Annotated in this window: 23 protein-coding genes; 7 read left to right on the top strand and 16 right to left on the bottom strand. The window is 51.0% G+C overall.

The genetic code is table 11. From position 1 onward, the window contains the following. Positions 1-53 precede the first annotated feature (53 nt). From DS731_RS20975 to bioH, 4 genes are all read right to left on the bottom strand, one after another. The gene (locus DS731_RS20975) at positions 54-3,020 is read right to left on the bottom strand and encodes a TonB-dependent receptor (RefSeq protein WP_119503135.1); all 2,967 of its coding nucleotides are present in this window, start codon (positions 3,018-3,020) and stop codon (positions 54-56) included. A 154-nt stretch (positions 3,021-3,174) separates the two neighbouring features. Continuing rightward, positions 3,175-4,485 (bottom strand): pectate lyase family protein, encoded by a 1,311-nt coding sequence (locus DS731_RS20980; RefSeq protein ID WP_150154343.1) that lies wholly within the window; start codon positions 4,483-4,485, stop codon positions 3,175-3,177. Between the two features lie 5 nt (positions 4,486-4,490). After that, on the bottom strand, positions 4,491-5,231 hold the full coding sequence (locus tag DS731_RS20985) for a helix-turn-helix domain-containing protein (protein ID WP_119503137.1): 741 nt from the start codon (positions 5,229-5,231) through the stop codon (positions 4,491-4,493). Positions 5,232-5,385: 154 nt separating this feature from the next. Then, entirely contained in the window at positions 5,386-6,192 is an 807-nt protein-coding gene (gene bioH, locus DS731_RS20990; RefSeq protein ID WP_119503138.1) for a pimeloyl-ACP methyl ester esterase BioH, read from the bottom strand. A gap of 9 nt (positions 6,193-6,201) precedes the next feature. On the opposite strand from bioH, the gene DS731_RS20995 reads away from it, so the two are divergent. Continuing rightward, positions 6,202-6,927 (top strand): ComF family protein, encoded by a 726-nt coding sequence (locus DS731_RS20995; RefSeq protein WP_119503139.1) that lies wholly within the window; start codon positions 6,202-6,204, stop codon positions 6,925-6,927. On the opposite strand, the gene DS731_RS21000 is transcribed toward DS731_RS20995, so the two are convergent. Next, complete coding sequence (locus DS731_RS21000) at positions 6,916-9,504, bottom strand: M14 metallopeptidase family protein (RefSeq protein WP_119503140.1); 2,589 nt, start codon at positions 9,502-9,504, stop codon at positions 6,916-6,918. The two genes, DS731_RS20995 and DS731_RS21000, sit on opposite strands and share 12 nt — an antisense overlap. Before the next feature lie 126 nt (positions 9,505-9,630). Here DS731_RS21000 and nfuA point away from each other — a divergent pair, with 126 nt between their 5' ends. Beyond that, complete coding sequence (gene nfuA / locus DS731_RS21005; RefSeq protein ID WP_119503141.1) at positions 9,631-10,209, top strand: Fe-S biogenesis protein NfuA; 579 nt, start codon at positions 9,631-9,633, stop codon at positions 10,207-10,209. Continuing rightward, entirely contained in the window at positions 10,166-10,453 is a 288-nt protein-coding gene (locus DS731_RS21010) for a hypothetical protein (protein ID WP_232373440.1), read from the top strand. The genes nfuA and DS731_RS21010 overlap by 44 nt, the downstream gene beginning before the upstream one ends. On the opposite strand, the gene DS731_RS21015 is transcribed toward DS731_RS21010, so the two are convergent. Beyond that, positions 10,410-11,738 carry an MATE family efflux transporter gene (locus DS731_RS21015; RefSeq protein ID WP_442858474.1) on the bottom strand — a complete coding sequence of 443 codons (1,329 nt, stop codon included), beginning with the start codon at positions 11,736-11,738 and terminating at the stop codon, positions 10,410-10,412. The genes DS731_RS21010 and DS731_RS21015 overlap by 44 nt on opposite strands. A gap of 21 nt (positions 11,739-11,759) precedes the next feature. Between DS731_RS21015 and DS731_RS21020 the strand changes: the two genes are divergently transcribed. Further along, the gene (locus tag DS731_RS21020; protein WP_232373441.1) at positions 11,760-12,845 is read left to right on the top strand and encodes a polysaccharide deacetylase family protein; all 1,086 of its coding nucleotides are present in this window, start codon (positions 11,760-11,762) and stop codon (positions 12,843-12,845) included. Here the strand turns inward: DS731_RS21020 and DS731_RS21025 are convergent. The 6 genes from DS731_RS21025 to DS731_RS21050 are packed head-to-tail and all read right to left on the bottom strand — an operon-like array spanning position 12,842 to position 17,293. Further along, complete coding sequence (locus DS731_RS21025; protein ID WP_119503142.1) at positions 12,842-13,444, bottom strand: GNAT family N-acetyltransferase; 603 nt, start codon at positions 13,442-13,444, stop codon at positions 12,842-12,844. The genes DS731_RS21020 and DS731_RS21025 overlap by 4 nt on opposite strands. A 5-nt stretch (positions 13,445-13,449) precedes the next feature. Beyond that, positions 13,450-14,097, bottom strand: coding sequence for an SCO family protein (locus tag DS731_RS21030; RefSeq protein WP_119503143.1), 648 nt, complete (start codon positions 14,095-14,097; stop codon positions 13,450-13,452). Next, positions 14,094-15,011 carry a heme o synthase gene (gene cyoE, locus DS731_RS21035; protein WP_119503144.1) on the bottom strand — a complete coding sequence of 306 codons (918 nt, stop codon included), beginning with the start codon at positions 15,009-15,011 and terminating at the stop codon, positions 14,094-14,096. The genes DS731_RS21030 and cyoE overlap by 4 nt, the downstream gene beginning before the upstream one ends. Then, the gene (locus tag DS731_RS21040; RefSeq protein WP_119503145.1) at positions 15,004-16,005 is read right to left on the bottom strand and encodes a COX15/CtaA family protein; all 1,002 of its coding nucleotides are present in this window, start codon (positions 16,003-16,005) and stop codon (positions 15,004-15,006) included. Before DS731_RS21040 ends, cyoE begins: the two co-directional genes overlap by 8 nt. Positions 16,006-16,019: 14 nt before the next feature. Further along, a complete protein-coding gene (locus DS731_RS21045) occupies positions 16,020-16,577 on the bottom strand; it encodes a hypothetical protein (RefSeq protein WP_119503146.1) in 558 nt (185 codons plus the stop codon). Positions 16,578-16,582: 5 nt separating this feature from the next. Further along, positions 16,583-17,293, bottom strand: coding sequence for an SURF1 family protein (locus DS731_RS21050; RefSeq protein ID WP_119503147.1), 711 nt, complete (start codon positions 17,291-17,293; stop codon positions 16,583-16,585). Positions 17,294-17,323: 30 nt separating this feature from the next. Here DS731_RS21050 and DS731_RS21055 point away from each other — a divergent pair, with 30 nt between their 5' ends. Beyond that, entirely contained in the window at positions 17,324-17,533 is a 210-nt protein-coding gene (locus tag DS731_RS21055; protein ID WP_119503148.1) for a DUF2909 domain-containing protein, read from the top strand. 21 nt (positions 17,534-17,554) lie between these two features. Here the strand turns inward: DS731_RS21055 and DS731_RS21060 are convergent, their stop codons facing one another. Genes DS731_RS21060 through coxB form a run of 4 tightly spaced genes read right to left on the bottom strand, consistent with a single transcriptional unit; the run spans position 17,555 to position 21,772 of the window. Then, on the bottom strand, positions 17,555-18,433 hold the full coding sequence (locus DS731_RS21060; RefSeq protein WP_119503149.1) for a cytochrome c oxidase subunit 3: 879 nt from the start codon (positions 18,431-18,433) through the stop codon (positions 17,555-17,557). Between the two features lie 21 nt (positions 18,434-18,454). Continuing rightward, complete coding sequence (locus DS731_RS21065; RefSeq protein WP_119503150.1) at positions 18,455-19,045, bottom strand: cytochrome c oxidase assembly protein; 591 nt, start codon at positions 19,043-19,045, stop codon at positions 18,455-18,457. 9 nt (positions 19,046-19,054) lie between these two features. Continuing rightward, entirely contained in the window at positions 19,055-20,677 is a 1,623-nt protein-coding gene (gene ctaD, locus DS731_RS21070) for a cytochrome c oxidase subunit I (RefSeq protein WP_119503151.1), read from the bottom strand. 9 nt (positions 20,678-20,686) lie between these two features. After that, complete coding sequence (coxB, locus tag DS731_RS21075) at positions 20,687-21,772, bottom strand: cytochrome c oxidase subunit II (protein WP_232373577.1); 1,086 nt, start codon at positions 21,770-21,772, stop codon at positions 20,687-20,689. Positions 21,773-22,179: 407 nt separating this feature from the next. Here coxB and DS731_RS21080 point away from each other — a divergent pair, with 407 nt between their 5' ends. Then, on the top strand, positions 22,180-22,752 hold the full coding sequence (locus tag DS731_RS21080) for a YceI family protein (protein ID WP_119503152.1): 573 nt from the start codon (positions 22,180-22,182) through the stop codon (positions 22,750-22,752). Between the two features lie 109 nt (positions 22,753-22,861). After that, the gene (locus DS731_RS21085; RefSeq protein WP_119503153.1) at positions 22,862-24,001 is read left to right on the top strand and encodes a serine hydrolase domain-containing protein; all 1,140 of its coding nucleotides are present in this window, start codon (positions 22,862-22,864) and stop codon (positions 23,999-24,001) included. The last annotated feature ends 60 nt before the right edge of the window (positions 24,002-24,061 follow it).

A 24,061-nucleotide genomic window follows, 5' to 3' on the forward strand; every position in this document is an offset into this window, starting at 1 on the left:
TTGTCCGCACCAGCTAAAATAGGCTCTGCCGGTGCAAGCACCGGCGCAGACAATTAGTAGAATTTCACGTTCATACCCAGCTGATAGCTGCGTCCGTATTCTTCTTTCTGGTAAAGAATATTGCCGCCGCTTTGCTCATTACCCTGGAAGTAGCGCAGATCAGCCTGGTTAGTGAGATTAATGGCGTCAAAGTAAAGCTGCACAGTGTCGGTGACGTCATATTGCAGTTTGAAATCGAGGCTCTTCACATCGGCCTGATACTGATCGCCCCAGATTTTGCAGGACTTAGCATCATCCAACGACGCAGACTCAGGACAGGAACCAATCTGCTCAAGGACATCCGAGCGGATATTACCGATAAGACGGGCGGAGAAAGTCTGACTTTCCCAACCGAACACCAGGTTAAACGTGGTGTCGGCCTGATCGGGTAACGCCACACTGCCCTGACGAATCGAACTGTCGAGGGTCGCCTTACTGTCGAGTAATGTGGCATTGCTTTGCAGGAAGAAGCCGTTGTCGAAATACTGGTTGTAGCTAAGCTCAATACCGTACACTTTGGCTTTATCGCCGTTGATGGTGATATTGATTTCGTTGAGATACAGGTTCTGCGGGATCACAAACTCCGTCACCTGATTAACCGGCAGCGTGAGCGGCAGATTGTCGATAGACATGCCGATACCGTTCACATCAACAATGAAATTCTCGATATCTTTATAGAAAATGGCGGCTTCCATAAAGAGATCTTCATCAGGATACCAACCGATTGACGCATCGTAGTTAACCGATGTCATCGCCAGCAGGTTCGGATTCCCCACATCCAGCGCATTGTCTGAGCCCAGAACATACTGGCTCAACTGCTGTAGTGAGGCTCCGCCCTGACTGTCATCACAGTCGTCACTGCCGGGCGGACAAAGCTCAATATCACTGTCGAAAATCGCATAGGCACGGGCCTGTTTAAACGAAGGACGGGTAAAGCTGGTCCATACGGCCGCACGCACCAGAATATCTTCAGAGGCTTCCCACTTTAAGTGTGCACTGGGGAAAAACTCGCTGTAGGTGATAGAGGCTTCCGGTAAAGGGATCGCAATATCGAGTGCACCGGCGCCGGCACCGTTAAACTCAAAGTCATCATTTTCCAGCGACATATAGCCGGTAGAAGAAAACTCAGTTTCGGTCCAGCGCACACCAGTGATAAGGGTGGCATCCATGCCTATGGGAAATTCAACCATGCCGTAAATGGCTTTGGTGTCTTCAACAATGCTGTAGTCCCCTTTGGTACTTTCAATGGAGACTTCATCGTTGGTTGCAACAGCCACGGTCTGACGTGTTGCATTCACGATATCATCCACCGTTGAGCGGCTTTCAAAGGGAAGCTGAAACTGACTGCCTGCAGGAATACTGCTGTCGTAGTCAGCAAGAGTGGAATTAACTGCGGTGATACAAGCATCATCGCTGCAATCGGCGGCGGAGGGGTCGAAGCTCCAGCGGTCTTTGTCCCGCACGTGATCCCGCTGCGTCACCTGGCCACCTACTTTTACGTAGTTTACCCAGTCATTGAACACGTCCGCGCGCAGATTAAGATTAACGGTTTTGATTTCGTCAGTCCTGAGGCCGTCCTCTAAGAATAAGTTATCAAACTGATAATTGGACAAATCTGAGCCATCGCCACTGCCTGACGTACCGAAAATACTGTCTTCAGGATCGTAAGTAAGACCGGCTATATCTGCCGCCTCACCGGGTGAGAGCACTCTGGCACGGATGTTATCCCGCAGACCCTGACCGTAAACAATTAGATCACGCTCACGGAACTGCACACGGCGGTCTCCGCGGGAGTCTTCTTCAGAACGGGACTGGGCATATTCATAATCCAGCACGAACCTTTCCGCAATGCGGTTTTCGCCACCAAAACTGAACGTGATGGTTTTGTTCTCACTTTCCTGAATAAATTGCTGATGGAAGACATCAATATCGCTGAGGATGAATTCTTTGGTGTCACTGTTGACGTAAACGATTTCGCCACTGCCCACAGACCCCGCATCCTGAAAGTCATAGAATTCCCGTAGTGCCAGGTCATCATCTTCGAACTGGGTGTAAGTGCCTTTTGCAAAGTAATAAGCATCGGGATTTGGCTTATACTCGATATTCAGCGCTGCGGCCTGACGGGTCCGGCCAGCCACTTCACGGCGATATTCCAGCTGTGACGGCGCGAGTATTTCATCTCCGGCAGCAATTTCCTCATCGGTTTTACCCAAATCCGCCGTGTAGAACTTCATCTCATTAGTGCTGTGGTGACGGGTTTCATCGATAAGGGTTTTGCGATCTTCATGGGAAATGGCAAAACCCACACCGAGGGTTTCATCTAAAAAGAACTGTGTGCCGTCAAAACTGAATTTTGGAGAGTGCTCTTCACGGTTTTCAGAGTAGGCATCCTGAATCCGCATTTTCAGTGTGTTCTTACCGCGATCAAATGCAGAAATAGCTTTAACGTTAACCGTACCACCAATAGAGTTCAGGTTCTGGTCCGGCGTCAGAGTTTTCAGTACTTCGATGGTGCCGAGCAGGTCGGCGGGCAGGGCATCAAGACCCACTTTACGCTCTTCCCCGGCACCTGACATCTGCGATCCGTTCATGTTCACAGAAACAAAGCCCGGCCCCAAACCCCGCACGGTAACAAACTTACCTTCACCTTCTGAACGCTGCAGGGTAACCCCCGGCAAGCGTCGTAACGATTCCGCGACGTTCTGATCAACAAAGTTGCCTAAATCGTCGGTGGAGATCACCGAACTGAAGCCGTTTTTCATCCGTTCTAAATCGCGGGCTTTCAGATCGGCTTGTTTAACCCCTTTAACCTCAACAATTTCAATATCGCTGTCCTGCGCCGTATTTTCTGCGGCCTGATTGTCACTTTGCTGAGTGGTTTGCCGGCCATTTCCGGCCTGTTCTGTGTCTGCGGTTTGTGCCAGTGCCGGCAGCGCTGAAGATATCGCCACTGCCAGAGCTGTCCATTTAAACACTCTCATGTCCTGCACTCCTTAATTCGTTTTTATTGTCGCGGCTTTATTAAACTGCGAATGCCACCGGTAGCATTATTACGAAAAAGAAGTGCAGATCACATTGGTTTTAACTTTTATTTCACAAAATATTAAAATATCAACATTGAGAAAGTCGGGTTTATCAAAGCGCGAGTTTACGCCACTGTTCCGCTGACAATTCTTCTGTTTCAGCGGTATCAGCAGAAGATAATTCCGCGCGGTATTGCTGCCAGTCAGTCACTTCCAGTTCACTGTCGATAATGCCGTCTTTACCGGCGTAGGACCCTGAACGGATAGCTGCGAGGATCCGCCGGTCAGTGCTGTCGTGAGCTTTACGTCCACGGCGTAAAAAACTGCCGGCATCTGCATTTTCTATTAGCGCCACATATGCCTGTTGCGCAGTCAATGTTGATTCCTGTAACGCACTGATTGCCCCTTGCCGGAAAGGCTTATCTGCCAGGCTCGCGGCTTTGATAGCAGCAGCCTGCTGCGGATTTTTCTTTGCCCCTTTTACTTTGATACCCAGCGCGTTGCTGGCAGACATTTCAGGGTGGTCATGCATCTCATTGCCACTGGCATACAGCAGCGCGAGGGGGCGGTCGTCTCCCCAGAATTCAAAGAACCTTGCGGATTTTGTGGCAGGACCCGGCAGGAAATAGTTAGCCGTGAAATTTGCTTTTCCACCCTCACCGCCGTAGCCGGACGCATCCTGCCAATTCACAATAACGTTGTTGCTGATATCAACGAATTCATCTTCCTGCGGATAGGGCGGCTTTAGCCGCCAGCCGTTGATACGGGGATTCCGGCTGATATGACTTACCAGTACATTTCGCAGAAATGAAGCGTCTCTGCCTCCCCAAATCCCGCCGTAGCCATGACTGCCTTTGTGATGCCCGGCGTTATTCAGACTCTCTGCAATAATGCTGTTCTGCAGGGTAAAGCGGGTATTGTTATAAAATGAGGCCACCTCGTCATTCGCCCAGCTCAGGGAACAATGGTCAATTGTGATGTCTGAATGATTCCGCGCACTCAGCGCATCACCTTCCTGCAAAAAATGCCCGGGGCGGAAGGCCATATGACGGATGATAACCTGATCGGCTTCTATTGACGTTGATGCTCCGGCCACCACGATTCCGGCCGGTGAAGTGTGGCCGGCGATGGTGATGTGCGGCTCTTTGATTTCGAGTGTTTTTTCCAACTGAATCACACCGGAAATGGCAAATACGATCAGTCGCGGGTAGGGTTGCTTCACTGCCCAGCGTAGCGTACCTTCCTGCGGATCTTTGCTGTTATCAGCCAGACTGGAAACAACCAGTACCTTGCCCTCATTTCCGCCGGTGGTGTATTTACCAAAACCGCTTGCCCCGCTGAATGCCAGCGCTGGCTGCTCTGCTCTGATCCCTTGTGAGATGAGAAGCAGCATGACAACCACACTGCTCCGGAAGTACTTCATGAACCTCATCCGGCTTCCTTTTTATTTTGTGTACAGATGGCTGCAGGTAATGCCGCCACAGGTTTCAGTTTGCCCGCCCAGTGGCTGAGCAGCTCTGCATCACCATGATGCTCATCCAGTTCAAGGCACAGCATAGCCAGCAATTCACCGTCGCTTGCCAGCACCGGTACTGACACCAGCTGACCTTTTCCCGCCGGCGCATCGGACACAGCAAAACCCCGGGTGCAGGTTTGCGCTGCAAGCTTCATGACTCTGCGCGAGTCGAGTTCGGCAATATTCAGACTACTTTCATCCCGGTAGCGGGGATGATAAGCCAGCATAATGTGACCCGGCGCCGAGCCGGTAAGTGACAGTTGCATACCCGGCCGGATAGCTGAAAGGCGGTGACTGTTAGAACAGAATACATCTGCAGCTACCGCGCAGTTGTCGGCAGGCACACACAGAATTGCTGTGTGAGTCGTATCGCCGGTGAGGGCGGTCAGTGGTGCTGCCAGTAAACGCTGAAATTTTTGTAGTCTGGGCGCCGCCCCGCCAATTCCGTACATGCCGTTTGCAAGATAGTAACGGGTACCGCGCTTTTCTATCAGCCGCTCACTGCATAGGGTTTTAAGCAGTCGGAAAACGGAGGATCGGGGCAGTTGCAACTGCTCTTCCAGTGCCAGTGATGTCATGCCATATTCTGCGTCACCTAAGGTGCGGCAGAGCTGAATGGCCTGGTAAACGCTTGGAATAATGTAACGTTCCATAATGCATCCCTTCAGAGAAAATCAAATTACATAACGCACCTTTAACATTTCGTTAATTATTTGCCACCGGTGGCAAATGTCAAGTGTTTTTGCAACTTTAGTATATAAACCAGAGGGAATATAAAGAACGGGCGAGCCTTGTGGCCCGCCAATTTCAGAAGGTTGCTACCAGAAACTGACGAATAATATCGGCAGACTGTTGCGGATGAGAAATAAAAGGGGCGTGAGATGCGTGAGGCAATACAACCGTGTCACTTTGCGGGTGCAGCTCGCAGATGCGGTCAATGCCGCTGGTCGGTACCAGACTGTCCAGCCGTCCGTATATCCGTAATGTCGGCTGCCTGATACGACCGATATGTTCGCGGAGATCTTCACTGGAAAGCAGCGCCAGAGAAGCTTTCAGCGCCTCTTCTGCCGGTGAAGGCCATGCGGTAATACTTTGTCTGATGGCTTTCATATCCTGGCGGGCGGTATCACTGCCCATGGCCTGAATGGCAAGAAACCGCTCCAGGGTTTTGCCGTAATCTTTTGCCAGCTGCGTTTCAAACTGGGCAAGCAATTCGGCATCAATACCCGGCCAGCAGGGACCGTTAACAAATCTGGGCGTTGAGGCTATAGTGATAAGGGCACTTACATGTTCCGGTAAATCCAGAGCCAGTTGCTGTGCAACCAGACCACCCAGTGACCATCCTGCGACCACGCAGTTTTCCGGCAGATACGGCGTGATCATCTTCGCCACAGATGCCACGGTATAAGGCTCTTCCGGCAGCACACCGTTGTTTTCACCAAAGCCCGGCAAATCAATGGTGGTCACTCTGAATTCGCTTTCCAGCAACGGAATGAAGTGCTCAAACACACCACTGTTCATGCCCCAGCCGTGAAGCAAAACCAGATCTTTTCCTGTACCCCGGGTACGGCTGACGAGATTTTCTGAGACGTTAGCATTTAACACTGATGACATCCTTTGACTATGCCTGCAATTTTGCCGCTGCAGAGCACCACTGCCGGGCTGACAGAGTACTTAACCATGCGACTTCCCAACTTAGCTTGTTTGCTGTGTAATCAGTACAGTGACGTACCTGTGTGTACGTTCTGCAAATTTGATACCCGCTTTTTGTTACAGCTTGGCTATCAGGGTAATTTACTGCGCTACAAAAAAATCAGCCAGCAATTTTTACCGCCCTCCTACAGTGCATTAAGGGCCTGCGGAGAATATCGCTGGCCATTTGACCAGCTTATCAAAGCCATGAAATTCCGGCGCTGTCAGATAAGTCCGGCCATTCTTGGCAACTGGTTCACCTCACAGTGTATCGATGAAGACACACTATTACCGGATGCCTTACTCCCGGTTCCCGTACCACTGCACCGTTTTTTTCGCCGGCAGTTCAACCAGGCAACAGAACTGGCCCGTCACATCGGCCGCAGAATAGAAAGACCGGTCGTCGCTGACTGGGCCCGCCGCACGGGAGGACGATCACAACACACGCTGAAAAAGGACCACCGGATGCATAACCTGCACAGCGCTTTTCGGGTAAAGCCCTGTAAGGAGCTGCGCCACGTAGCCATCATTGATGATGTTATGACCACAGGCGCGACGGCTAATGTGCTCGCCGGTCAGCTGCGTCAACATCACCCCGACCTCATCATTGAAGTCTGGGTGATGGCGCTGACCTGCCGGTTCCCCTTAGCGGACTAAGTGGCCTGACTGATAGATCGCGTTTGACATCAGCTTACCGGTACCATACCAGTAGCCCCGGAAAAGCAGGTTGTCAGTAAAGCCAATAACCACGCCACGACCTTTCGGCTGAGTCAGCACAGATGCCGTGCCGCCAATCATGGTTTCCAGTTGTTTTGCACTGAACCCGGCCATTAACGGACTGTCGGAATAGTGACCGGGCCTGATGAACGGGTCGGCGTCAGCATGCACAATCATATTGTTGGTTTTAAACACCGGCAGTGTTTTACCCGTGTAACCAAAGAAAATTGGATGAGTCGGGTCAATATCAGTTTCGTACACAGCACCGGCAATAATTTTACTGGCACCCAGCGCAGATTTATCTGCATAGGTCAGCTTATCTACCGGAAAAACACTGTCGACTTTATCGCGGGATACGATTTCCGCATCCAGCCAGCCTTTTTGTGCAAAGAATTTTACCGCCGATTTCTGTCCAATCAGCACGCCGCCATTATTCACCCAGTCACTGATATCATTGTTGAGCTTGTCGCTCAGACCACTGTAAGTGCCACTGACGAAAATAATATGGGAATAGTCAGCCAGGCGGATAGTGTTTAAACGGTCCTGCTCCACAATGACCGGCGCTGTGCCTACACGGGTGTCCAGATAGTGCCAGATTTCTCCGGCTTCCGATGAACTGGTGCCGTTACCGCCCACCAGCAGAATTGATGGTGCTTTTACCGGCGCAAGGGTACGACCGCCAAGATCAGAACCCTGCGGTGTCAGGCCGCTTTTTATCCCGAACACTTCCACACCGGTTAAGGCCGATGCATCCTGTAACAGGCTGAGCAGATCATCAGGCTGTGATAATGGCGTGGGCACAATAATGGTTCCGGCTGCGAAATCACGATTCCGGCCATCAGTCAGTGTGGCGGTAAAGGGGGTTTCAGCACTGCGCACTGTGGCCCCGTTTTCCAGCAGTTGTTGCAGCATTGCCGGCGCATAGTAACTTTTCCATTCAAATGCATAGGCGTACGCTTCACCGTCAACGAGCGGTACCGGCATTTTCACCGGCCCGGCTTCCGTTTTGATGCCACGCCCGGCGCGTTTGCTCAGCACGTCGTAATCAAGATTGAACGCCAGCGCGATATTCCAGTTGGACACGTCATAGAAGGTGTTCTCAGCAAATTGCTGACGGGTAGAAAACAGGCTCTTTACCAGGCGGTATTTTGGCTGATTAAAAGGCACAACCAGACTGCCTTTGCTGTAGCGCTTGTTATCAATTTCCTCGTCATCTCTTGCGTAACTGTATTGGATCTCATGTTGATTGAGGATCGACAGTAAAGCCTCTTTACGGCCACTGTCATCCGGCATAGCCACAATCGCCCCGAAATGTTCATCTTTATCAATCGCGTCAGCCGTCTCAGAGAAGAATGTATTCTGGTAATTCAGAATAGCTGGCTTGTTGGCCAGCGAACCGGCAATCGTACTCAGACTGGTCGTCACATGGTTCTGGATAGTCTGTGCAAAGGCCAGCTCTCCGTTCACCGTATCCTGCACGTGTCCGCGGCTGCTTGCCTGTTCAAACAGAATACCGATGCTGCCCATAGAATCGGGATACGATGAGCCTTTCCCGTAGTAAAAATCGTCAAAACCTTCTTCCGAGAAGTATAACTGGCCTGCGTCATCAAACGCTTTGGCGTGAAAAGCTGCCAGCGCTTCTGTAAGCCTCACATTGCCGTCAGGTGTATTCGGGTTTTTCCGCGACGGCACGCCGGGCTGGAAGAAATAGGTGCTGTCCGGCCCCATCTCATGATGATCGGTCAGTACATGAGGACGCCATTTCTGAAACTGCCTGATCCGCGCCTGTGACTCAGGATGGGTCAGCAATAACCAGTCACGGTTTAAGTCGAACCAGTAATGATTCGTTCTGCCGGAAGGCCAGTCTTCCTTGTGCTCCCGGTTTTCTCCGTCAGTGACAAGATTTTTGCTTTTATGCATGTTTGCCCACTGTGCGAAACGGGACAAACCGTCAGGATTGAATGAGGGATCCAGCAACACGACATTTTTGCTGAGCAAATCTGTTACCGTTTCATCCTGCGCGGCGGCCAGGTAATACGCCATGACCAGTGCAGCGTTGCTTCCGGAAGGCTCATTACCATGAATGCTGTAACCCATGTACAGAAACAGGGGCGCATCTTTTGCAGCTTTAGCCCCGCTGTTCACTGTTTTGAGATGGTTTTCCCGCCATTGTGGTAACTTGCTGCGGTTTTCCGGTGCAGTAATGGTAAGCAGTAATAACGGACGGTTTTCATGGGTGCGGCCGGTTTCTTCAATGCTGATGCGGTCAGACGCTGCTGCCAGGGCATACATGTACCCGGCCAGCTGATCATGGCGTACATGCCACGTACCCACTTCAGTACCAAGATAAGATTCAGGGGTCGGAATAGCAGGGTCATAGCTGGTATTTGCCGGCAGGTAAGCAGTAACCGGTTTACCTCCGGTATCTTTAAATACCGGTGCTGCTGATGCTGAATACACGACAAAAGCAAAAAGGGCGAACACCCATTTTCCTGCGCGTCTGAAACTTGAATCCATTTTTCTTTTTCCTGTTGTTTTTTGTACTTTTGACCACACCTGTATAAAAGCATGCAATACTTGACTGTTTTAGTCAGGTAAATTTGTTATTATATGCGCTATCACGATGCAACGTAGGATTTGTTAATGATCAATATATCAGAAGACGCACAGGCTCACTTCGCAAAACTGCTGGAAAAACAAGATGCCGGGACGAACATCAGAGTGTTCGTAGTTAACCCCGGAACCTCAACAGCGGAATGCGGTGTGTCTTATTGTCCTCCGTCTGCTGTTGAACCCGGTGACATCCGTTTAAACTTCAACGGATTCGACGCCATTGTTGACGCAGAGAGTGCGCCGTTTCTGGAAGAAGCAGAGATTGACTACGTGACGGACCAGATGGGTTCTCAGCTCACTCTGAAAGCGCCAAATGCAAAAGCCAGAAAAGTGGATGACAACGCGCCTCTGGTTGACCGTGTAAGCTATGTCATTGAGTCGGAAGTTAACCCGCAACTGGCCAGCCACGGCGGTAAAGTAGTATTGCTTGAAATCACTGAAGAAGGTTTCGCCATTCTGCAATTTGGTGGCGGCTGTAACGGTTGTTCAATGGTCGATGTTACCCTGAAAGAAGGGATTGAAAAGCAGTTGCTTGAACAATTCCCGGGTGAACTGACAGGTGTGCGTGACGCCACCGAGCACGAAGCCGGCGAGCACTCGTATTATTAATCCGTCTGACGCGTCGCTGACTGCACTACACCGCAGCTGGCGACGGTTCAAAACAGGCCTGGCACTCTTTATCGCGGGTGCCACGGCGCTGATGACCATCAGCACTTACCATCCCGCGCTGTATTTTATATCGCTTATTGTGCTGTTCAGTGGTTTTGTCATCGCCATGAGTGGCTATCTGGCCATACTGTGGCAACGTCTTAAAGTGATGAATCCCGCCGCCAGAAAACGAAACCGAGAGTGATCCCTCTGGCCAGCAGGAAAGCCAGCATGGCATACCAGAGCGCCACATTCCCCTGCGACTGACACACCCACCAAACCGGAAAAAACACAAACGCCGCACTGACAAGCATGGTATTACGCATGGCGTCTGAGCGGGTAAGCCCCACAAATACGCCATCAAAGAAAAAGCACCAGTGTGCCACCAGCGGCAACAACACCATGAGGGGCAAATAAGCTTGCGCAGCGGTTTGCAACGCAGCAATCCCCGTCAGTGATGCGATAATAAAATCACCGGCAAGGTAAAACAAAGCGGCATACACCAGGGCAAAAACCGAAGACCAGAATAATCCCCGCTTCACATGCCCGCCCAGGCGTTCCTTGTCTTTTGCGCCGGCCGCTTCGCCGATGAGTGCTTCAACAGCATAGGCAACGCCGTCCAGCCCCAGTGCAATTAGCACGAAGAACTGCATGAGAATGGCATTCACCGCTGCCGCGGTTTCACCAATCCTTGCCCCCTGAATGGTCAGAAATGCAATGCAGGCCTGAAGCGCCAGGTTCCGGATTAACATATCGCTGTTAAGCTTCAGCAGAATTTTTTGTGCTGCGCGGTTAAACCAGTCTGCCTGCGGACGCCAACCTGAAGTGAGCTTAAGGGCGCACACCGCTCCCGATAACATCATGGTGTATTCAGCCAGCACACTGGCCAGCGCCACACCACCAACAGACATATCCAGGCCATACACAAACAGAATATCCAGCGCAGCATTCAACAGGTTACCTGCCACCTGTATCCATAACACATGACGGGTTTTCTGTTGACCTACCAGCCAGCCGGTTAATGCCATGTTGAGCATCGCCGCCGGTGCGCCCCATACCCGGATATTAAAATACTCCCGGGTATAAGAAGCCACTTCAGCACCGGATGAGGCTAACGCAAGCCCTGCCTGCAATACGGGCACTTGCAGAGCAACGATAAGTAAGCCGGCGGCGAGGGCAACCGCGCCTGTTTGCCAAAGTACTTTTGCGGAGAGTAAGCCGGGCTGTTCTGGATCGCCTTTTGCCTGTGCACTCAGGCCAGTGGAGGACATTCTGAGAAAGCCGCACACCCAGTAGATTTGCGTGAGGATCAATGTTCCAATAGATGCACCGGCCAGCATGGCAGATGAATCCATATGCCCCATTACGGCCGTATCAACCAGCCCGAGTAAGGGAGTGGTAATATTGGCCAGAATCATAGGAAAAGCGATGGCCAGTAAGGTTTTATGGGCTGGCCAGCCAGCATTGGCGGTCGTGGTCAAAACGGAAATAACTAAGTTTAAGGAATATGCATGCAGCTTATCAGAAACCGCGCAATGAAGTGGGGAAAAGGTGTGTTTGCCAGCGTTGTGACGCTGTTAGTGATGGCACAATCTGCGGCCGCTGCCGGGCAGGACAGTGCAGTGGTTTTACTTTACCACCACGTATCTGAAGACACGCCGGCAAGCACCAGTGTTACACCTGAACAATTTAAAACCCACATGACCTGGCTGGCGGAAAACTACAAAGTCATGCCTCTTCAGGACATTACAGAAGCGCTGAAAAACAAGCAGACATTGCCGGAAAATGCCGTTGCCGTCACCTTTGATGACGGTTACCGGAATATTCTTGAAAACGGTCACCCTGTGATGCAGTCATTAAAACTTCCCTACACCGTATTTATCAATCCTGATGAAATTGGCCGTCTGAAAAACCAGTTAAGCTGGGATGATGTAAAGGCCATGCACAAAGACGGTGTGGATTTTGCCAACCATACACTGGACCATTTGCACATGCTGGACCGTCATCAGGATGAGTCCAAAGAGGCCTGGTTAGAACGGGTATGGCAAAATGTTGAAGAAGCGGAGAAAAAACTCACAGCACAAACCGGTGAGTCACTGAAATACCTGGCGTATCCCTTCGGTGAATACAATAAAACACTGGCTGATAAACTGGCAAAAGAGGGATACACCGGATTCGGACAGCATTCCGGCGGCATCAGCAGTTACAGTGATTTCACCGCATTACCACGCTTTCCCGCGGCTGGCCGTTTTGCCAATATGGCACCTTTGAAAGTGAAGATTGCAAGTTTGGGTATGCCGGTGACACACAACGATATCGATAACCCTGAGCGCACTGCCAGAGTTATCGATGAAACATTGTCGTTCACCACCAACAGCGATGATGTGGGCTTACCCCGCGCCGCCTGTTACTACCAGGGTGAATCACTGCCGGTTAACATTAACGGCAAAACCTTATCATACACGCTGAATACCGTGCTGCCGGTTGGCCGTTCACGTATTAACTGTACCGCACCGTCGAACTCGCAGAACGGTCGCTACTACTGGTTTTCACAACCGTTCTTTATTTCCGGCGAAGACGGCACCTATCCGGATTAAGTGATAACCGGCGCAATACCTTTGGTGAATTGAATGAAAGGCGGGATCCCCTGCCTCGATTTAAAGCCCATGGATTTGTAGAAATCGATGGCTCTTGTGTTGTGTTCCTCTACGTCCAGGACGAGAGATAATTTGCCCAGTTCACGTGCCATGTTTTCCATGTACCTGACGAGGATGGTGGCAACACCACTTCGTCTGGCTCCGGCTGCTACAGCCAGATGTCCGATGGACATTTCCAGCACCATAGGCGGGTTAAGCGCGATGGTGTAAGTTTGACTTCGCATCACCACATCAATAGCCTCATCAAGACCAAAGAAATCGGTAATCGATGTCAATGTATCCCGATCAAATTGCTGCGGAAGGCTGTCATGCCAGCATGAAATAATGCCGACAATTTCGTCTTCTATACACGCCAGCCAGTGATTGGCAAAACCATATTGTCCCGTGCCGCGAAGCCAGGCCGCTGACAGGAAAGCAAACGCCGTATCACGATCGCCGTCCCCATATATTTTCGTAAGTAAATGCTCTCCCGCATCCAGTAACAACGGCACCGCATAAGTCGCATCCCTTGCGGTTGCCTGACGTACTACTACTGTCATGAATACTACCGGGTGATAACCACCTTAGGCATATCTGCAAGAATTTGCTCGCTGTCTATGATCGCTAACTTCCCGGGCTCCATTATTGGTTTGAACCTTCCGAGCACTTCCGCTTCGGGGCTGATGAGAACCACCGACGCGCTATGATCGACCAGATAGTCAGCTTTATCAGTGTCCTCAGTTAATGAGTACATCAATCCCATGTTCCTGACAAGGGGGAATATTTCGGCGTGCGGACCGGTTGCAGCGATGAAGTCTTTATTAAAAAAACTTATATAACTTTTAAGCCTTTGAAAAGTATCCCTTTTGGGATCCACAGACAAAAATAGTACTTGAGTATTAGCCCCGGATTTTATAGACGAAAGTTTAGGCCATATTTTATTTAAAGACGCCATCGTTGTGGGGCACACATCCGGACAATAAGTGTAGCCTAAAAATACTAATGTCCAGGCGCCGGTCAGATTTTCCCTGGTAAATGGCTGTCCGTCAGCATCTGTGAGAGAAAAATCGTCCAGTGGTTTGGGCTGAGGATAAGCCTGAAAGTACTCCGGAACCCGGCTTTCACCGGAAGGCGGAGCGATATAAAGGGCACCGGCGATGCCGGCGATCAACGCAAGCAATGCGATGATGCCGGTTAAGGTTCTTTGAGTCATAGTGTTACGGGTAAGTAGTGGTCAATTAAGAGCACCACAAACAATAACATGAGATGGTAAATAGAATAGCGGAATGTTTTCATTGCCGTGTCGGGCTTAGCCGCAAACTTTAACCTGCATGCCCACAAACAGAACCCTGCATTCAATACCAGCGATCCCGCCAGATAAATAAGGTGAGACATACCGGTAAGGTAGGGCAGCAAACACACCAGAACCAGCAGCACGGTGTAAGCCAGCACCGAGGTTTTGGTGAACGATTCCCCGTGGGTAACCGGCAGCATTGGCACGTTGGCCCGTGCGTAGTCCTTTTGCCTGTGTATCGCCAGTGCCCAGAAGTGAGGGGGAGTCCAGGTAAAAACAATTAATACCAGCAGCAAAGCGTGGGCGTGGATCTCGCCGGTTACCGCGGTCCAGCCCAGCAGCGGCGGTGCAGCACCTGCCAGTCCGCCGATAACAATATTCTGAGGCGTCGCCCGCTTGAGGAACATGGTGTAGATAACCGCATACCCGACCAGACTGGCCAGTGTTAGCATGGCGGTAAGGGCATTCACGAAAAACCACAGTAATGCGAATCCGGCGAGCCCCAGCACAGCGGCAAAAAACAACGCCTGAGATACACTCACCTTACCCTTCACGACCGGACGGTTAATCGTGCGGGCCATCATACCGTCAATGCGGTGATCGACTACATGATTAATCACCGCTGCAGAAGAAGCCAGCATACCAATCCCCGCCATACCGGCAATAAGTGCATTTGCCGGCACCAGCGACTCTGTGGCCAGGCACATACCCACCAGGGCTGTGAGCAACAGTAGCATAACTACTTTAGGCTTGGTTAACTCATAATAGTCACGCCAGCTGACCGGCTGAGATGTCGCCAAGCGGCGCTGATGAACAGAAACAGATTTAGCCATGTGCTCCTCCCTGTTGCGGATCACCCTGATAGCGGGACACCTGATAAGTGATCCATACCATTACCAGTAATAAACAGGCAGCGACGATGTTGTGAGCAACGGCCACAATGACGGGCAGACTCAGCACGACATTGCTTACGCCCAGTGTTACCTGAATCATCAGCACCCCGATGAGCAGCAGCGCGGCACTTTTCACCGGCGCAGCCACCTCCCGGCTGTACAGCCTGAAGCCGAGCCAGAGTAAATATAAAAACGTAATGACCGCGCCGGCTCTGTGGACAATATGCATTGTCATGCGTTCACCGTATCCGTGGGCGCCATATTCGTAGGTTTCGGCATAAGGCACACTGAAAGCACCGGAAAAGTCGAGCCTGGAGGCCCAGCCATCTTCACACACCGGAAAGTCAGTACAGGCAAGTGCGGCATAGTTTGCTGATGTCCAGCCCCCGAGGCCAATCTGCATCAGCAGAATAGCCATACCCAACAGAGCAAATTTGGTGATGCTGTTAATACGCCGGGGCTTTCGTTTACTCTCCCGTAATTTGAGATGCAGTAAAAACAGGCACGCCAGTATGGTGAAGCCGCCGAGCAGATGCCCCATTACCACAACCGGCAGTAAATTCAGCGTCACCGTCCACATGCCCAGGGCAGCCTGAAAGATAACCAGAGCAACGAGCAACAGTGGCAGGCGCACTGTACGCCCGCTGTGACGCTGCTTCACAGCGATGGCAGCGATAGTAAAAATACATAAACCCAGCGCACCGGCAAAGTAACGGTGAATCATTTCATTCCAGGCTTTGGCCGCTTCTACCGGACGTTCGGGGAAGGCGGCATTCGCCGCCTCAACATGATGGTCTTCCAGCGGAACGGTGAGCAACCCGTAGCATCCCGGCCAGTCAGGACAGCCCAGCCCGGCATCGGTGAGCCGCGTGTAGGCACCGAGAATAATAACAACCACCGCGAGGATCAGACTAAACAGGACTAACTTTCTCATGCTTGCCTCCCGGATTATCCGATACGTGACAGTTTCAGCAGTTTTTTCACGTCAGCCAGAATGTCCCGGCTATGCTGTATTGCCATTTGCTTGTCAGTAAAAGTGGGGTAACGAAGCATGGCATTATTCAGGGTGTCGACGAGCAAAATAGACCCTGCGTCACTCACATTAAGTGCTGCCTGCTGACGACTGTCTGCCACCTTTACAACATGCAGGTTTTGTTCTGACTGCAACTTCTCAGCAATGGCGGCATCACTGTTACCGGTAAGCAGTACCGTTGCCTCAACTCTGTCAGTCTCCCTGCCAAGGGCAATCCACACCTGATGAATACTGTAAATCGCATTCTGGCAGGCGGCATCGCACTGCTCCGGCACAGAGTACACAATGCGCCATTTAGGCTTTTCAGCGGCAAACACCGGGGTCAGATCCCTCACAGGCTGCAGCAGCTCTCCTTTGTTAGTGGCTGCATTGGTAAACCACTGATTATCCAGGGCCAGCTTTGCCAGCATAACCGGAAGTACAAATACGGCGGCTACGCCCAACATAGTCAACTTGCTGTTTTTTCCTGCCATACTGATCATCCTTTTTTATTCGAATTCATTGAAAAGTAACTGACTGCAGCCGCAGCGATGGCCAGCCCGAACCATTGAATGGCATAACCCAGGTGCTTCTGTGGCGGCATTACAACGGGCTGCCAGTTGCGGACAAACGCACTTTTTTCCGGTGCAGTTAACTCAACCACAAAGGGTTGCAGAGGCTGTCCGGTCAGGCGGCGGATAAAGGGGATATCCAGCGCCTGCACCACCACGGGAAACGTAGCATCAGACGACAGCGTTTCGCGCACCACCGGATTGTGTCCCGGCATAGTTATACGGCCATGGAAGTGCTGAAACTTGCTTTCAACATCCACTCCGGGCAGTTCATTCCGGCTTAACGGCGCCTCCACCCATCCAAAATTCACCAGCACCGTGCCTTCACTGCTATGTACAGGCACGATAACGTCATACCCCACGCGCCCGTTTTCCACCCTGTTATCCAGAAACAGGATCTGAGATGTATCAGCGCGGCCGTTAAACCCCACCTGATAATCACGGATATCTTCCCGCACAGGATCCAGCTGACTGAGAGAGATTGACCCTTCGCTGCTTTTTTGCGCTATGCTAGCCAGACGCTGTTCTTTCTGGTGCATCCGGTCGAGTTGCCAGAAGCCTAGTGAAATCATGCAGATAACCGCTGTCAGTACCACAACAGCGAGAGGTAAGGAACGGAACCGGTTTGCCTGATTCATAATTGGCTCCCCTTATTGACGGAGAAAAAAATGATTATAAAAATCGTCCTTGTATGCTTAGTGATTTACATGATCGCTAACTTGTTTCTCGCCATGCGGGTAATGATGAAAGATGACCCGGACGGCGAGCCTATGAGCAAATACATCGGCCGCCGTGTTTTAACCTCTGTCATCATTGTTACCCTGATCCTTATCGCACTGGCTACCGGACTTATCAGTCCGAATCCCGCCCCTTACTGAGGCGGGCCGGTGCGCTGTCACTTAAAGCACATACACAAACAGATACAGCATTACCCAAACCACATCGACAAAATGCCAGTACCAGCTGCCGGCCTGAAACGCGAAGTGGCTTTTGGGTGTAAAGTGCCCTTTCAGCACCCTTAAGAACAACACAATCAAAATGATGGTACCCAGCGTCACATGCATTCCGTGGAAGCCGGTGAGCATGAAAAAGGTGTTGCCGTACACGCCGGACTGCAGTGTCAGACCCAGCTCCTGATAAGCATGGATATATTCTTCGACTTGCAGTGTCAGAAAGCCCAGTCCCAGTAATATGGTTACGCCCAGCATGACGGTCAGCTGTTTACGTTTGTTCTGCTCAAGGCCCACGTGAGCAAAGTGCAGGGTAACGGACGAAATCAGCAGAATAATGGTGTTAATGGTAGGCAATCCGGCAGCACTCATTTCCTGAGTAGTCGTGCCCCCGGGCGTGGTAACAAGGGGCCACATGGCTTCAAATGCCGGCCACAACACGTCATTGGTCATCGCATTGTTCGAGGCGCCTCCGAGCCATGGCACCGAAATCATGCGTGCGTAAAACAGTGCCCCGAAAAAAGCGGCAAAAAACATCACCTCAGAGAAGATAAACCAGCTCATCCCCTGACGGTAAGAGCGGCCAAGCTGATCGCTGTATAACCCGCCCATGGATTCATCAATCTGATTTTTAAACCAGCCAAACAGCATCACCAGCAACGTGACGATGCCCGCCGCCAGAACATGCGGCCCGTAGCCGCCTTCCCCTTTGGTACTTTCAATAACGGTGTTGCCGGCTCCCACCGCAATCAGAAATAAGGCTACCGCCCCGACAATGGGCCAGGGACTTTGTGCAGGCACATAATACCGTTGATATTCTTGTTGCATGGCTACTCTCCTTCCGGCCTGTCAGCGGCTGCCGCTTACAGGCTGTCGTAAATAAGGGTTGTCACTGCCGCTCAGATCGCCGGCCCTGGCGGTCACGTCGTACAGTGTGTACTGCAAGGTAAAATAGGTAATATCCTCCGGCAGCCCGGCATCCACGTAGAACGACATAGGCATCCACGCTTCCTGACCAGCCTGTAAGGGCTGCTGGTTAAAGCAAAAGCACTCGGTTTTATTCAGATAGAGGGCCGCCTGTCCCGGACTGACAGAGGGAATTGCCTGAGCAATGATGTTACTGGCAGCCGGGTTTCTGACGTAAAACGCCACGGTATTCACTTCTCCGGGGTGCACCTTCACACGCTGTGTTTCTGCACGAAATTCCCATGGCATGCCGCTGTTTGTGCGGGTAATAAATTCCACGGTCACAGTGCGGCTGGTATCGATATCTTTGCCCTGCCACACTGCGGCCCGGTTAGCCGTTTTTCCGTTGATACCGGTGATATCGCAGAACACGTCATACAAAGGCACCAGAGCGAAACCGAAGCCAAACATACCCGCTACGACCACAAGCAGTCGCAGGGTAAGGGTGCGGTTACCGGCTGCGCGGTTGTCCATTTTGGTAACTCACTTCACAACCGGAGGCGTTTCAAACGTGTGGTAAGGAGCAGGAGAGGGAATTTCCCACTCCAGACCTTCAGCACCTTCCCACACTTGTGACGTAACCGGTTCGCCCTGCTTTTTGCAGGCTTTAATGAGCAGTACCAGGAAAATCAGCTGGGATAATCCGAAAGCAAACCCGCCGATACTGATCCACTGGTTGTAATCAGCAAATTGCAGTGAGTAATCAGGGATCCGCCGTGGCATACCCGCCAGCCCCACAAAATGCATAGGGAAGAACAGCACATTCACGGAAATCAGTGAGCACCAGAAATGCCACTTGGCCAGCGTGATATCAAACATCTTACCGGTCCATTTAGGCAGCCAGTAATACACCGCCGCCATAATAGAAAACACCGCTCCGGTCACCAGAACATAGTGGAAATGGGCCACGACAAAGTAGGTATCGTGGTACTGAAAGTCCACAGGTGTTATTGCCAGCATCAATCCGGACAAGCCACCGATGGTGAACAGCACAATGAATGCCAGAGCAAATAACATGGGGATTTCAAAGGTCATGGAACCCCGCCACATGGTGGCCACCCAGTTAAACACTTTCACGCCGGTGGGTACGGAGATCAGCATGGTGGCGAACATAAAGAACATTTCAGCAAACACCGGCATACCCGTGGTAAACATATGGTGAGCCCAGACAATGAATGAGAGCAGGGCGATGGAGGCAGTGGCGTACACCATGGAGGCATAGCCGAACAGGCGCTTGCGGGCGAAGGTCGGCACAATCTGCGAGATAATGCCAAAAGCCGGTAATATCATGATGTAGACTTCAGGGTGTCCGAAGAACCAGAAAATATGCTGGAACATCACCGGATCACCGCCGCCGGCAGCGTCAAAGAAACTTGTCCCGAAGAATTTGTCGGTAAGCACCATGGTCACTGCACCGGCCAGTACAGGCATTACCGCAATCAGCAGGAATGCAGTAATTAGCCAGGTCCAGACGAACAGCGGCATTTTCATCCATGTCATACCCGGCGCACGCATATTAAAGATAGTCACGATTACGTTGATTGCGCCCATGATGGAAGAAATCCCCATAATATGGACTGAGAACACAAACAGCGCGGTACTGTCGCTGCTGTACGTCGTCGACAGCGGTGCATAGAAGGTCCAGCCGAAAGCAGGGCCACCACCTTCCATGAACAGTGAACCTAACAGCATGGAAAACGCAAACGGCAGGATCCAGAAGCTCCAGTTGTTCATTCTCGGTAATGCCATATCCGGTGCGCCGATCATCATGGGGATCAGCCAGTTAGCCAGACCGGTAAACGCCGGCATGACAGCACCGAATACCATTATCAGGCCGTGCACTGTGGTCATCTGATTAAAGAAATTCGGGTCTACGATTTGTAAACCGGGCTGGAACAGTTCGGCGCGGATCACCATCGCCATCGCGCCGCCGGTAAGAAACATGATGAAGGCGAACCACAGATATAACGTACCGATATCTTTGTGGTTAGTTGTCAGCACCCAACGCATCAGGCCTGCCGGAGCGCCGTGTCCGTGGTGATCATCGTGATGTTCATCATGTGCCGCAGTGTGCTCCGGCGTCATAGTTTCAGTTGCTTTACTCATCGCACGCTCCTATTTACCGGTTGCTACTGCATTAACGTCTTTAGGCTGGATCACATCGCCGGTGTTATTTCCCCAGGCATTCCGCTCGTAAGTAATCACAGCGGCGATATCTTTCAGGGACAGCATCTTGCCAAACGCCTGCATGGCCGTGCCTGCTTTACCGTTAAGCACAATATCGATGTGCGCTTTCTGATCCTCTAATACCATCTGACTGCCTTTAAGTGCAGGGAAAACGCCCGGCAACCCCTGACCGTTAGGCATGTGGCAGGCTGCGCATGTTGCGTTGTACACTTTCTCGCCGGTACTCATCAGCTCTTCTTTGCTCATGTTCATGGCCAGCAGACGCTGTTCTTCTTCTTTCGCCTGTTTCACAATGGCTTCCTGCTCTGTCATCCAGGTTTTATAGTCATCCGGGCTCTTCGCAATCACCACTACCGGCATGAAACCATGATCCTTCCCGCACAGTTCAGCGCACTGTCCACGGTAGATACCGGGCTCATTCACTTTGGTCCACGCCTCATTGATGAAGCCAGGGTTAGCATCTTTCTTCACTGCGAAATCGGGCACCCACCAGGAATGGATAACGTCGTCAGAGGTGATCAGGAAGCGGACTTTTTGTCCGGTAGGAATGACCAGAGGACGATCTACCTCAAGCAGGTAGTTTTCCCCTTTTTCGAATTTGTTCTCAATCTGCTCACGCTGTGTGGCCATGATGGAGTAAAAGGACACATCGCTGTCCATGTACTTGTAATGCCATTTCCACTGGGAGCCGGTGACAAGAACCGTCAGTTCAGGTTCACTGGCATCTTCCATCGCGATGAGGGTTTGTGCTGCCGGGACGGCCATAAAAATCAGGATCAGGAAAGGAATGACTGTCCAGGCGATTTCTACTTTCACATTTTCGTGGAAGTGCGCCGGTTTGGCGCCCCGGGATTTACGGTGCTTGAACATGGAGTAAAACATCACACCGAACACCACCACGGCGATGGCCACACAAATTGAGAACATCAGCATATGCAGGTCGTAAACCTGTCCACTGATGTCTGTGACACCTTGTCTCAGGTTGATTTCACCTGACCGGTCTGATGTTGCCATGGTTTCTGCTTGCAGCGATGCCGGAATAACAGACATCGCTAATCCCCAAACCATCATTGCGTTACATACGAGTTTCTTCACTCAACACCTCCGTGATGGAGGATCTTGTGTAATACCCTGCTCACAGGACCCTGTCGTATCAGGCTAGCCGCCTGTTAATTTTTATCTTTTTTTGTTATTTTTTCGTTAACAACGGTATAAGAATTAAACAGATTTCATCTTGTGTCTAGTCTTTCTGAAAAAATAAATGGCCGGGGTAGCCTCAGAAACAGGGTCAGAGCACTTCATTCTGATATTTCGAATGTTTCGTTCAGATCTTCGACACATCCGTATTTCAGGAACGCCGTATTATAGGTAAGTAAATCGTCCTCACACTTGTGACATCAACGTTATGAAAGGAATGTGTAATGAATAAATTTATCCCGGCAGTATTAGTTTCAGGTTTAATCAGTGCAGGCGCATTCGCGGCGCCTGTCAGCTACCAGATTGATCCTACTCACACCAGCGTTATCGCTTCATGGAATCACTTCGGATTCTCTAACCCGACAGCCGCTATCAACGGCGCTGAAGGCACCATCGTGTTTGACAAAGACGCGCCGGAAGACAGCAAAATCGATGTGTCTGTGAAAATTGATACCATTGATTCATTTGTTAAAAAGCTGAATGAAGAATTTGTCGGTGCTGACTGGTTCAATGCAGCGAAGTTTCCTTCTGCAACATTTACCAGTACAGATGTTGAAATGACAGGTGATAAGACGATGGAAGTGACCGGCGATCTGACGATCAAAGGTGTGACTAAGTCCGTCACTATGGATGTCACTCTGAATGGTTCAGGTGTACACCCGATGACTCAGAAAGAAGCGATTGGTTTTGATGCAATGACCACCATCAAGCGTTCTGACTTCGGTATTGATATGTACGTACCGAATGTAAGTGATGAAGTGACGTTGCACATCACCACAGAAGCACAAGCTAAATAAGTTTTCGCATCACCGTCCGGATGCCCGGCCCGCGCAAGCGGGCCTTTTTATTGGTAGCGATCTGTTAACTGCGGTAGTCTGGTTGTTTTTATTGTCAGGGATTGCTTCTATGTTGCGCCGCGCAGTTTTCTCCTCTTTTCTGTTATTTTTAACTCCCTCTGTTTTTGCCAAAGATCTTCCTTCCGGCGCTATTAACGCTCTGTTTGAAGAAGCGGTAAGTCATGACACAGTGCCGGGTATAACCATGGCGCTCGGTAACGATAAGGGCATGCTGATGGCTAAAGGCTACGGTTTTGCCGACGTTGAAAACCATGTACCTATGACGACAGATCACAAGGTGCGTATCGGCAGTGTCTCTAAACTCATCGCTACGGCCGGATTAATGCGTCTTGCGGAAGCGGGCAACATTGATCTGGATAAACCGGTCACTGAATACGTCAGCGCATGGCCAGCTGATAAACCGGTCATTACTCTGCGCCAGCTTACCTCACATACAGCAGGCATCAGGCACTACAAAGAAGGAGCCAATGAATTCCTTCTGAATGAAAGTTATCCGGATATCGACAGTGCACTGGCGATGTTTAAAGATGATCCACTGCTGTTTGCACCCGGCACAGATCACCGTTATTCAACGTTTGCCTGGACACTGGTCAGTGCCGCAATGGAAGGGGCTGACCCGTCCCGGGATTTCCGCGCCATCATTAACGAAGAAGTGTTTGCGCCGCTGAAACTGGACAACACGGTATTTGACGACCAATACACCATCATCGATCACCGGGCGAGACCTTACACCGTACACGAAGGTGAGCTGATTAATGCGCCACAAACGGATCACAGCTATAAATGGGCCGGCGGCGGTTTTATTTCTACGCCGTCAGATATTGTCCGGTTTGCTGTAGCCCATGTGGCAAGCGATTACCTGAAACCAGAGACTACCCGGGCCATGTTTACTCCTGCCAGGCTTAACAATGGTGAAACCGTGGGCTTCGGCATAGGCTGGAAAACCGGTTTTGGCGATTACAAACAACGTAAAGCGTATAAAGACAATGCCAGCGCGCTGGCTTTGATGGACGATATTCCTGATGCAGTGATGCACTCAGGTGGCAGTATGGGCGGCATTACAATGACCATTCTTTGCCGTGAACATAAAACAGCGGTTACTGTAGTAAAAAATGTCAGTGGTGAAGACGATGCTGATGTTTTTCTGCTGGCGCTGAAGACACTGCACTTTGCACATACCAGCCAATAGTAAAAAAAAGGGCGATGATGGTTCACATCATCGCCCTTCCAATTTTTCAGCGCTGTGGCC

The sequence above is a fragment of the Alteromonas sp. RKMC-009 genome (assembly GCF_003584565.2).
Lineage (GTDB): Bacteria > Pseudomonadota > Gammaproteobacteria > Enterobacterales > Alteromonadaceae > Alteromonas.

Excerpts from the sequence above, each read along its gene's own strand:
- DS731_RS21040 (WP_119503145.1), bottom strand. The coding sequence starts at position 16,005 with ATGAGAAAGTTAGTCCTGTTTAGTCTGATCCTCGCGGTGGTTGTTATT.
- nfuA (WP_119503141.1), top strand. The coding sequence starts at position 9,631 with ATGATCAATATATCAGAAGACGCACAGGCTCACTTCGCAAAACTGCTG.
- DS731_RS21025 (WP_119503142.1), bottom strand. The coding sequence starts at position 13,444 with ATGACAGTAGTAGTACGTCAGGCAACCGCAAGGGATGCGACTTATGCG.
- DS731_RS21060 (WP_119503149.1), bottom strand. The coding sequence starts at position 18,433 with ATGCAACAAGAATATCAACGGTATTATGTGCCTGCACAAAGTCCCTGG.
- DS731_RS20975 (WP_119503135.1), bottom strand. The coding sequence starts at position 3,020 with ATGAGAGTGTTTAAATGGACAGCTCTGGCAGTGGCGATATCTTCAGCG.
- DS731_RS20985 (WP_119503137.1), bottom strand. The coding sequence starts at position 5,231 with ATGGAACGTTACATTATTCCAAGCGTTTACCAGGCCATTCAGCTCTGC.
- coxB (WP_232373577.1), bottom strand. The coding sequence starts at position 21,772 with ATGGCAACATCAGACCGGTCAGGTGAAATCAACCTGAGACAAGGTGTC.
- DS731_RS20995 (WP_119503139.1), top strand. The coding sequence starts at position 6,202 with ATGCCTGCAATTTTGCCGCTGCAGAGCACCACTGCCGGGCTGACAGAG.
- DS731_RS21000 (WP_119503140.1), bottom strand. The coding sequence starts at position 9,504 with ATGGATTCAAGTTTCAGACGCGCAGGAAAATGGGTGTTCGCCCTTTTT.
- DS731_RS21045 (WP_119503146.1), bottom strand. The coding sequence starts at position 16,577 with ATGGCAGGAAAAAACAGCAAGTTGACTATGTTGGGCGTAGCCGCCGTA.
- ctaD (WP_119503151.1), bottom strand. The coding sequence starts at position 20,677 with ATGAGTAAAGCAACTGAAACTATGACGCCGGAGCACACTGCGGCACAT.
- bioH (WP_119503138.1), bottom strand. The coding sequence starts at position 6,192 with ATGTCATCAGTGTTAAATGCTAACGTCTCAGAAAATCTCGTCAGCCGT.
- DS731_RS21085 (WP_119503153.1), top strand. The coding sequence starts at position 22,862 with ATGTTGCGCCGCGCAGTTTTCTCCTCTTTTCTGTTATTTTTAACTCCC.
- DS731_RS21020 (WP_232373441.1), top strand. The coding sequence starts at position 11,760 with ATGCAGCTTATCAGAAACCGCGCAATGAAGTGGGGAAAAGGTGTGTTT.
- cyoE (WP_119503144.1), bottom strand. The coding sequence starts at position 15,011 with ATGGCTAAATCTGTTTCTGTTCATCAGCGCCGCTTGGCGACATCTCAG.
- DS731_RS21080 (WP_119503152.1), top strand. The coding sequence starts at position 22,180 with ATGAATAAATTTATCCCGGCAGTATTAGTTTCAGGTTTAATCAGTGCA.
- DS731_RS21065 (WP_119503150.1), bottom strand. The coding sequence starts at position 19,045 with ATGGACAACCGCGCAGCCGGTAACCGCACCCTTACCCTGCGACTGCTT.
- DS731_RS21050 (WP_119503147.1), bottom strand. The coding sequence starts at position 17,293 with ATGAATCAGGCAAACCGGTTCCGTTCCTTACCTCTCGCTGTTGTGGTA.
- DS731_RS20980 (WP_150154343.1), bottom strand. The coding sequence starts at position 4,485 with ATGAAGTACTTCCGGAGCAGTGTGGTTGTCATGCTGCTTCTCATCTCA.
- DS731_RS21030 (WP_119503143.1), bottom strand. The coding sequence starts at position 14,097 with ATGACTCAAAGAACCTTAACCGGCATCATCGCATTGCTTGCGTTGATC.
- DS731_RS21055 (WP_119503148.1), top strand. The coding sequence starts at position 17,324 with ATGATTATAAAAATCGTCCTTGTATGCTTAGTGATTTACATGATCGCT.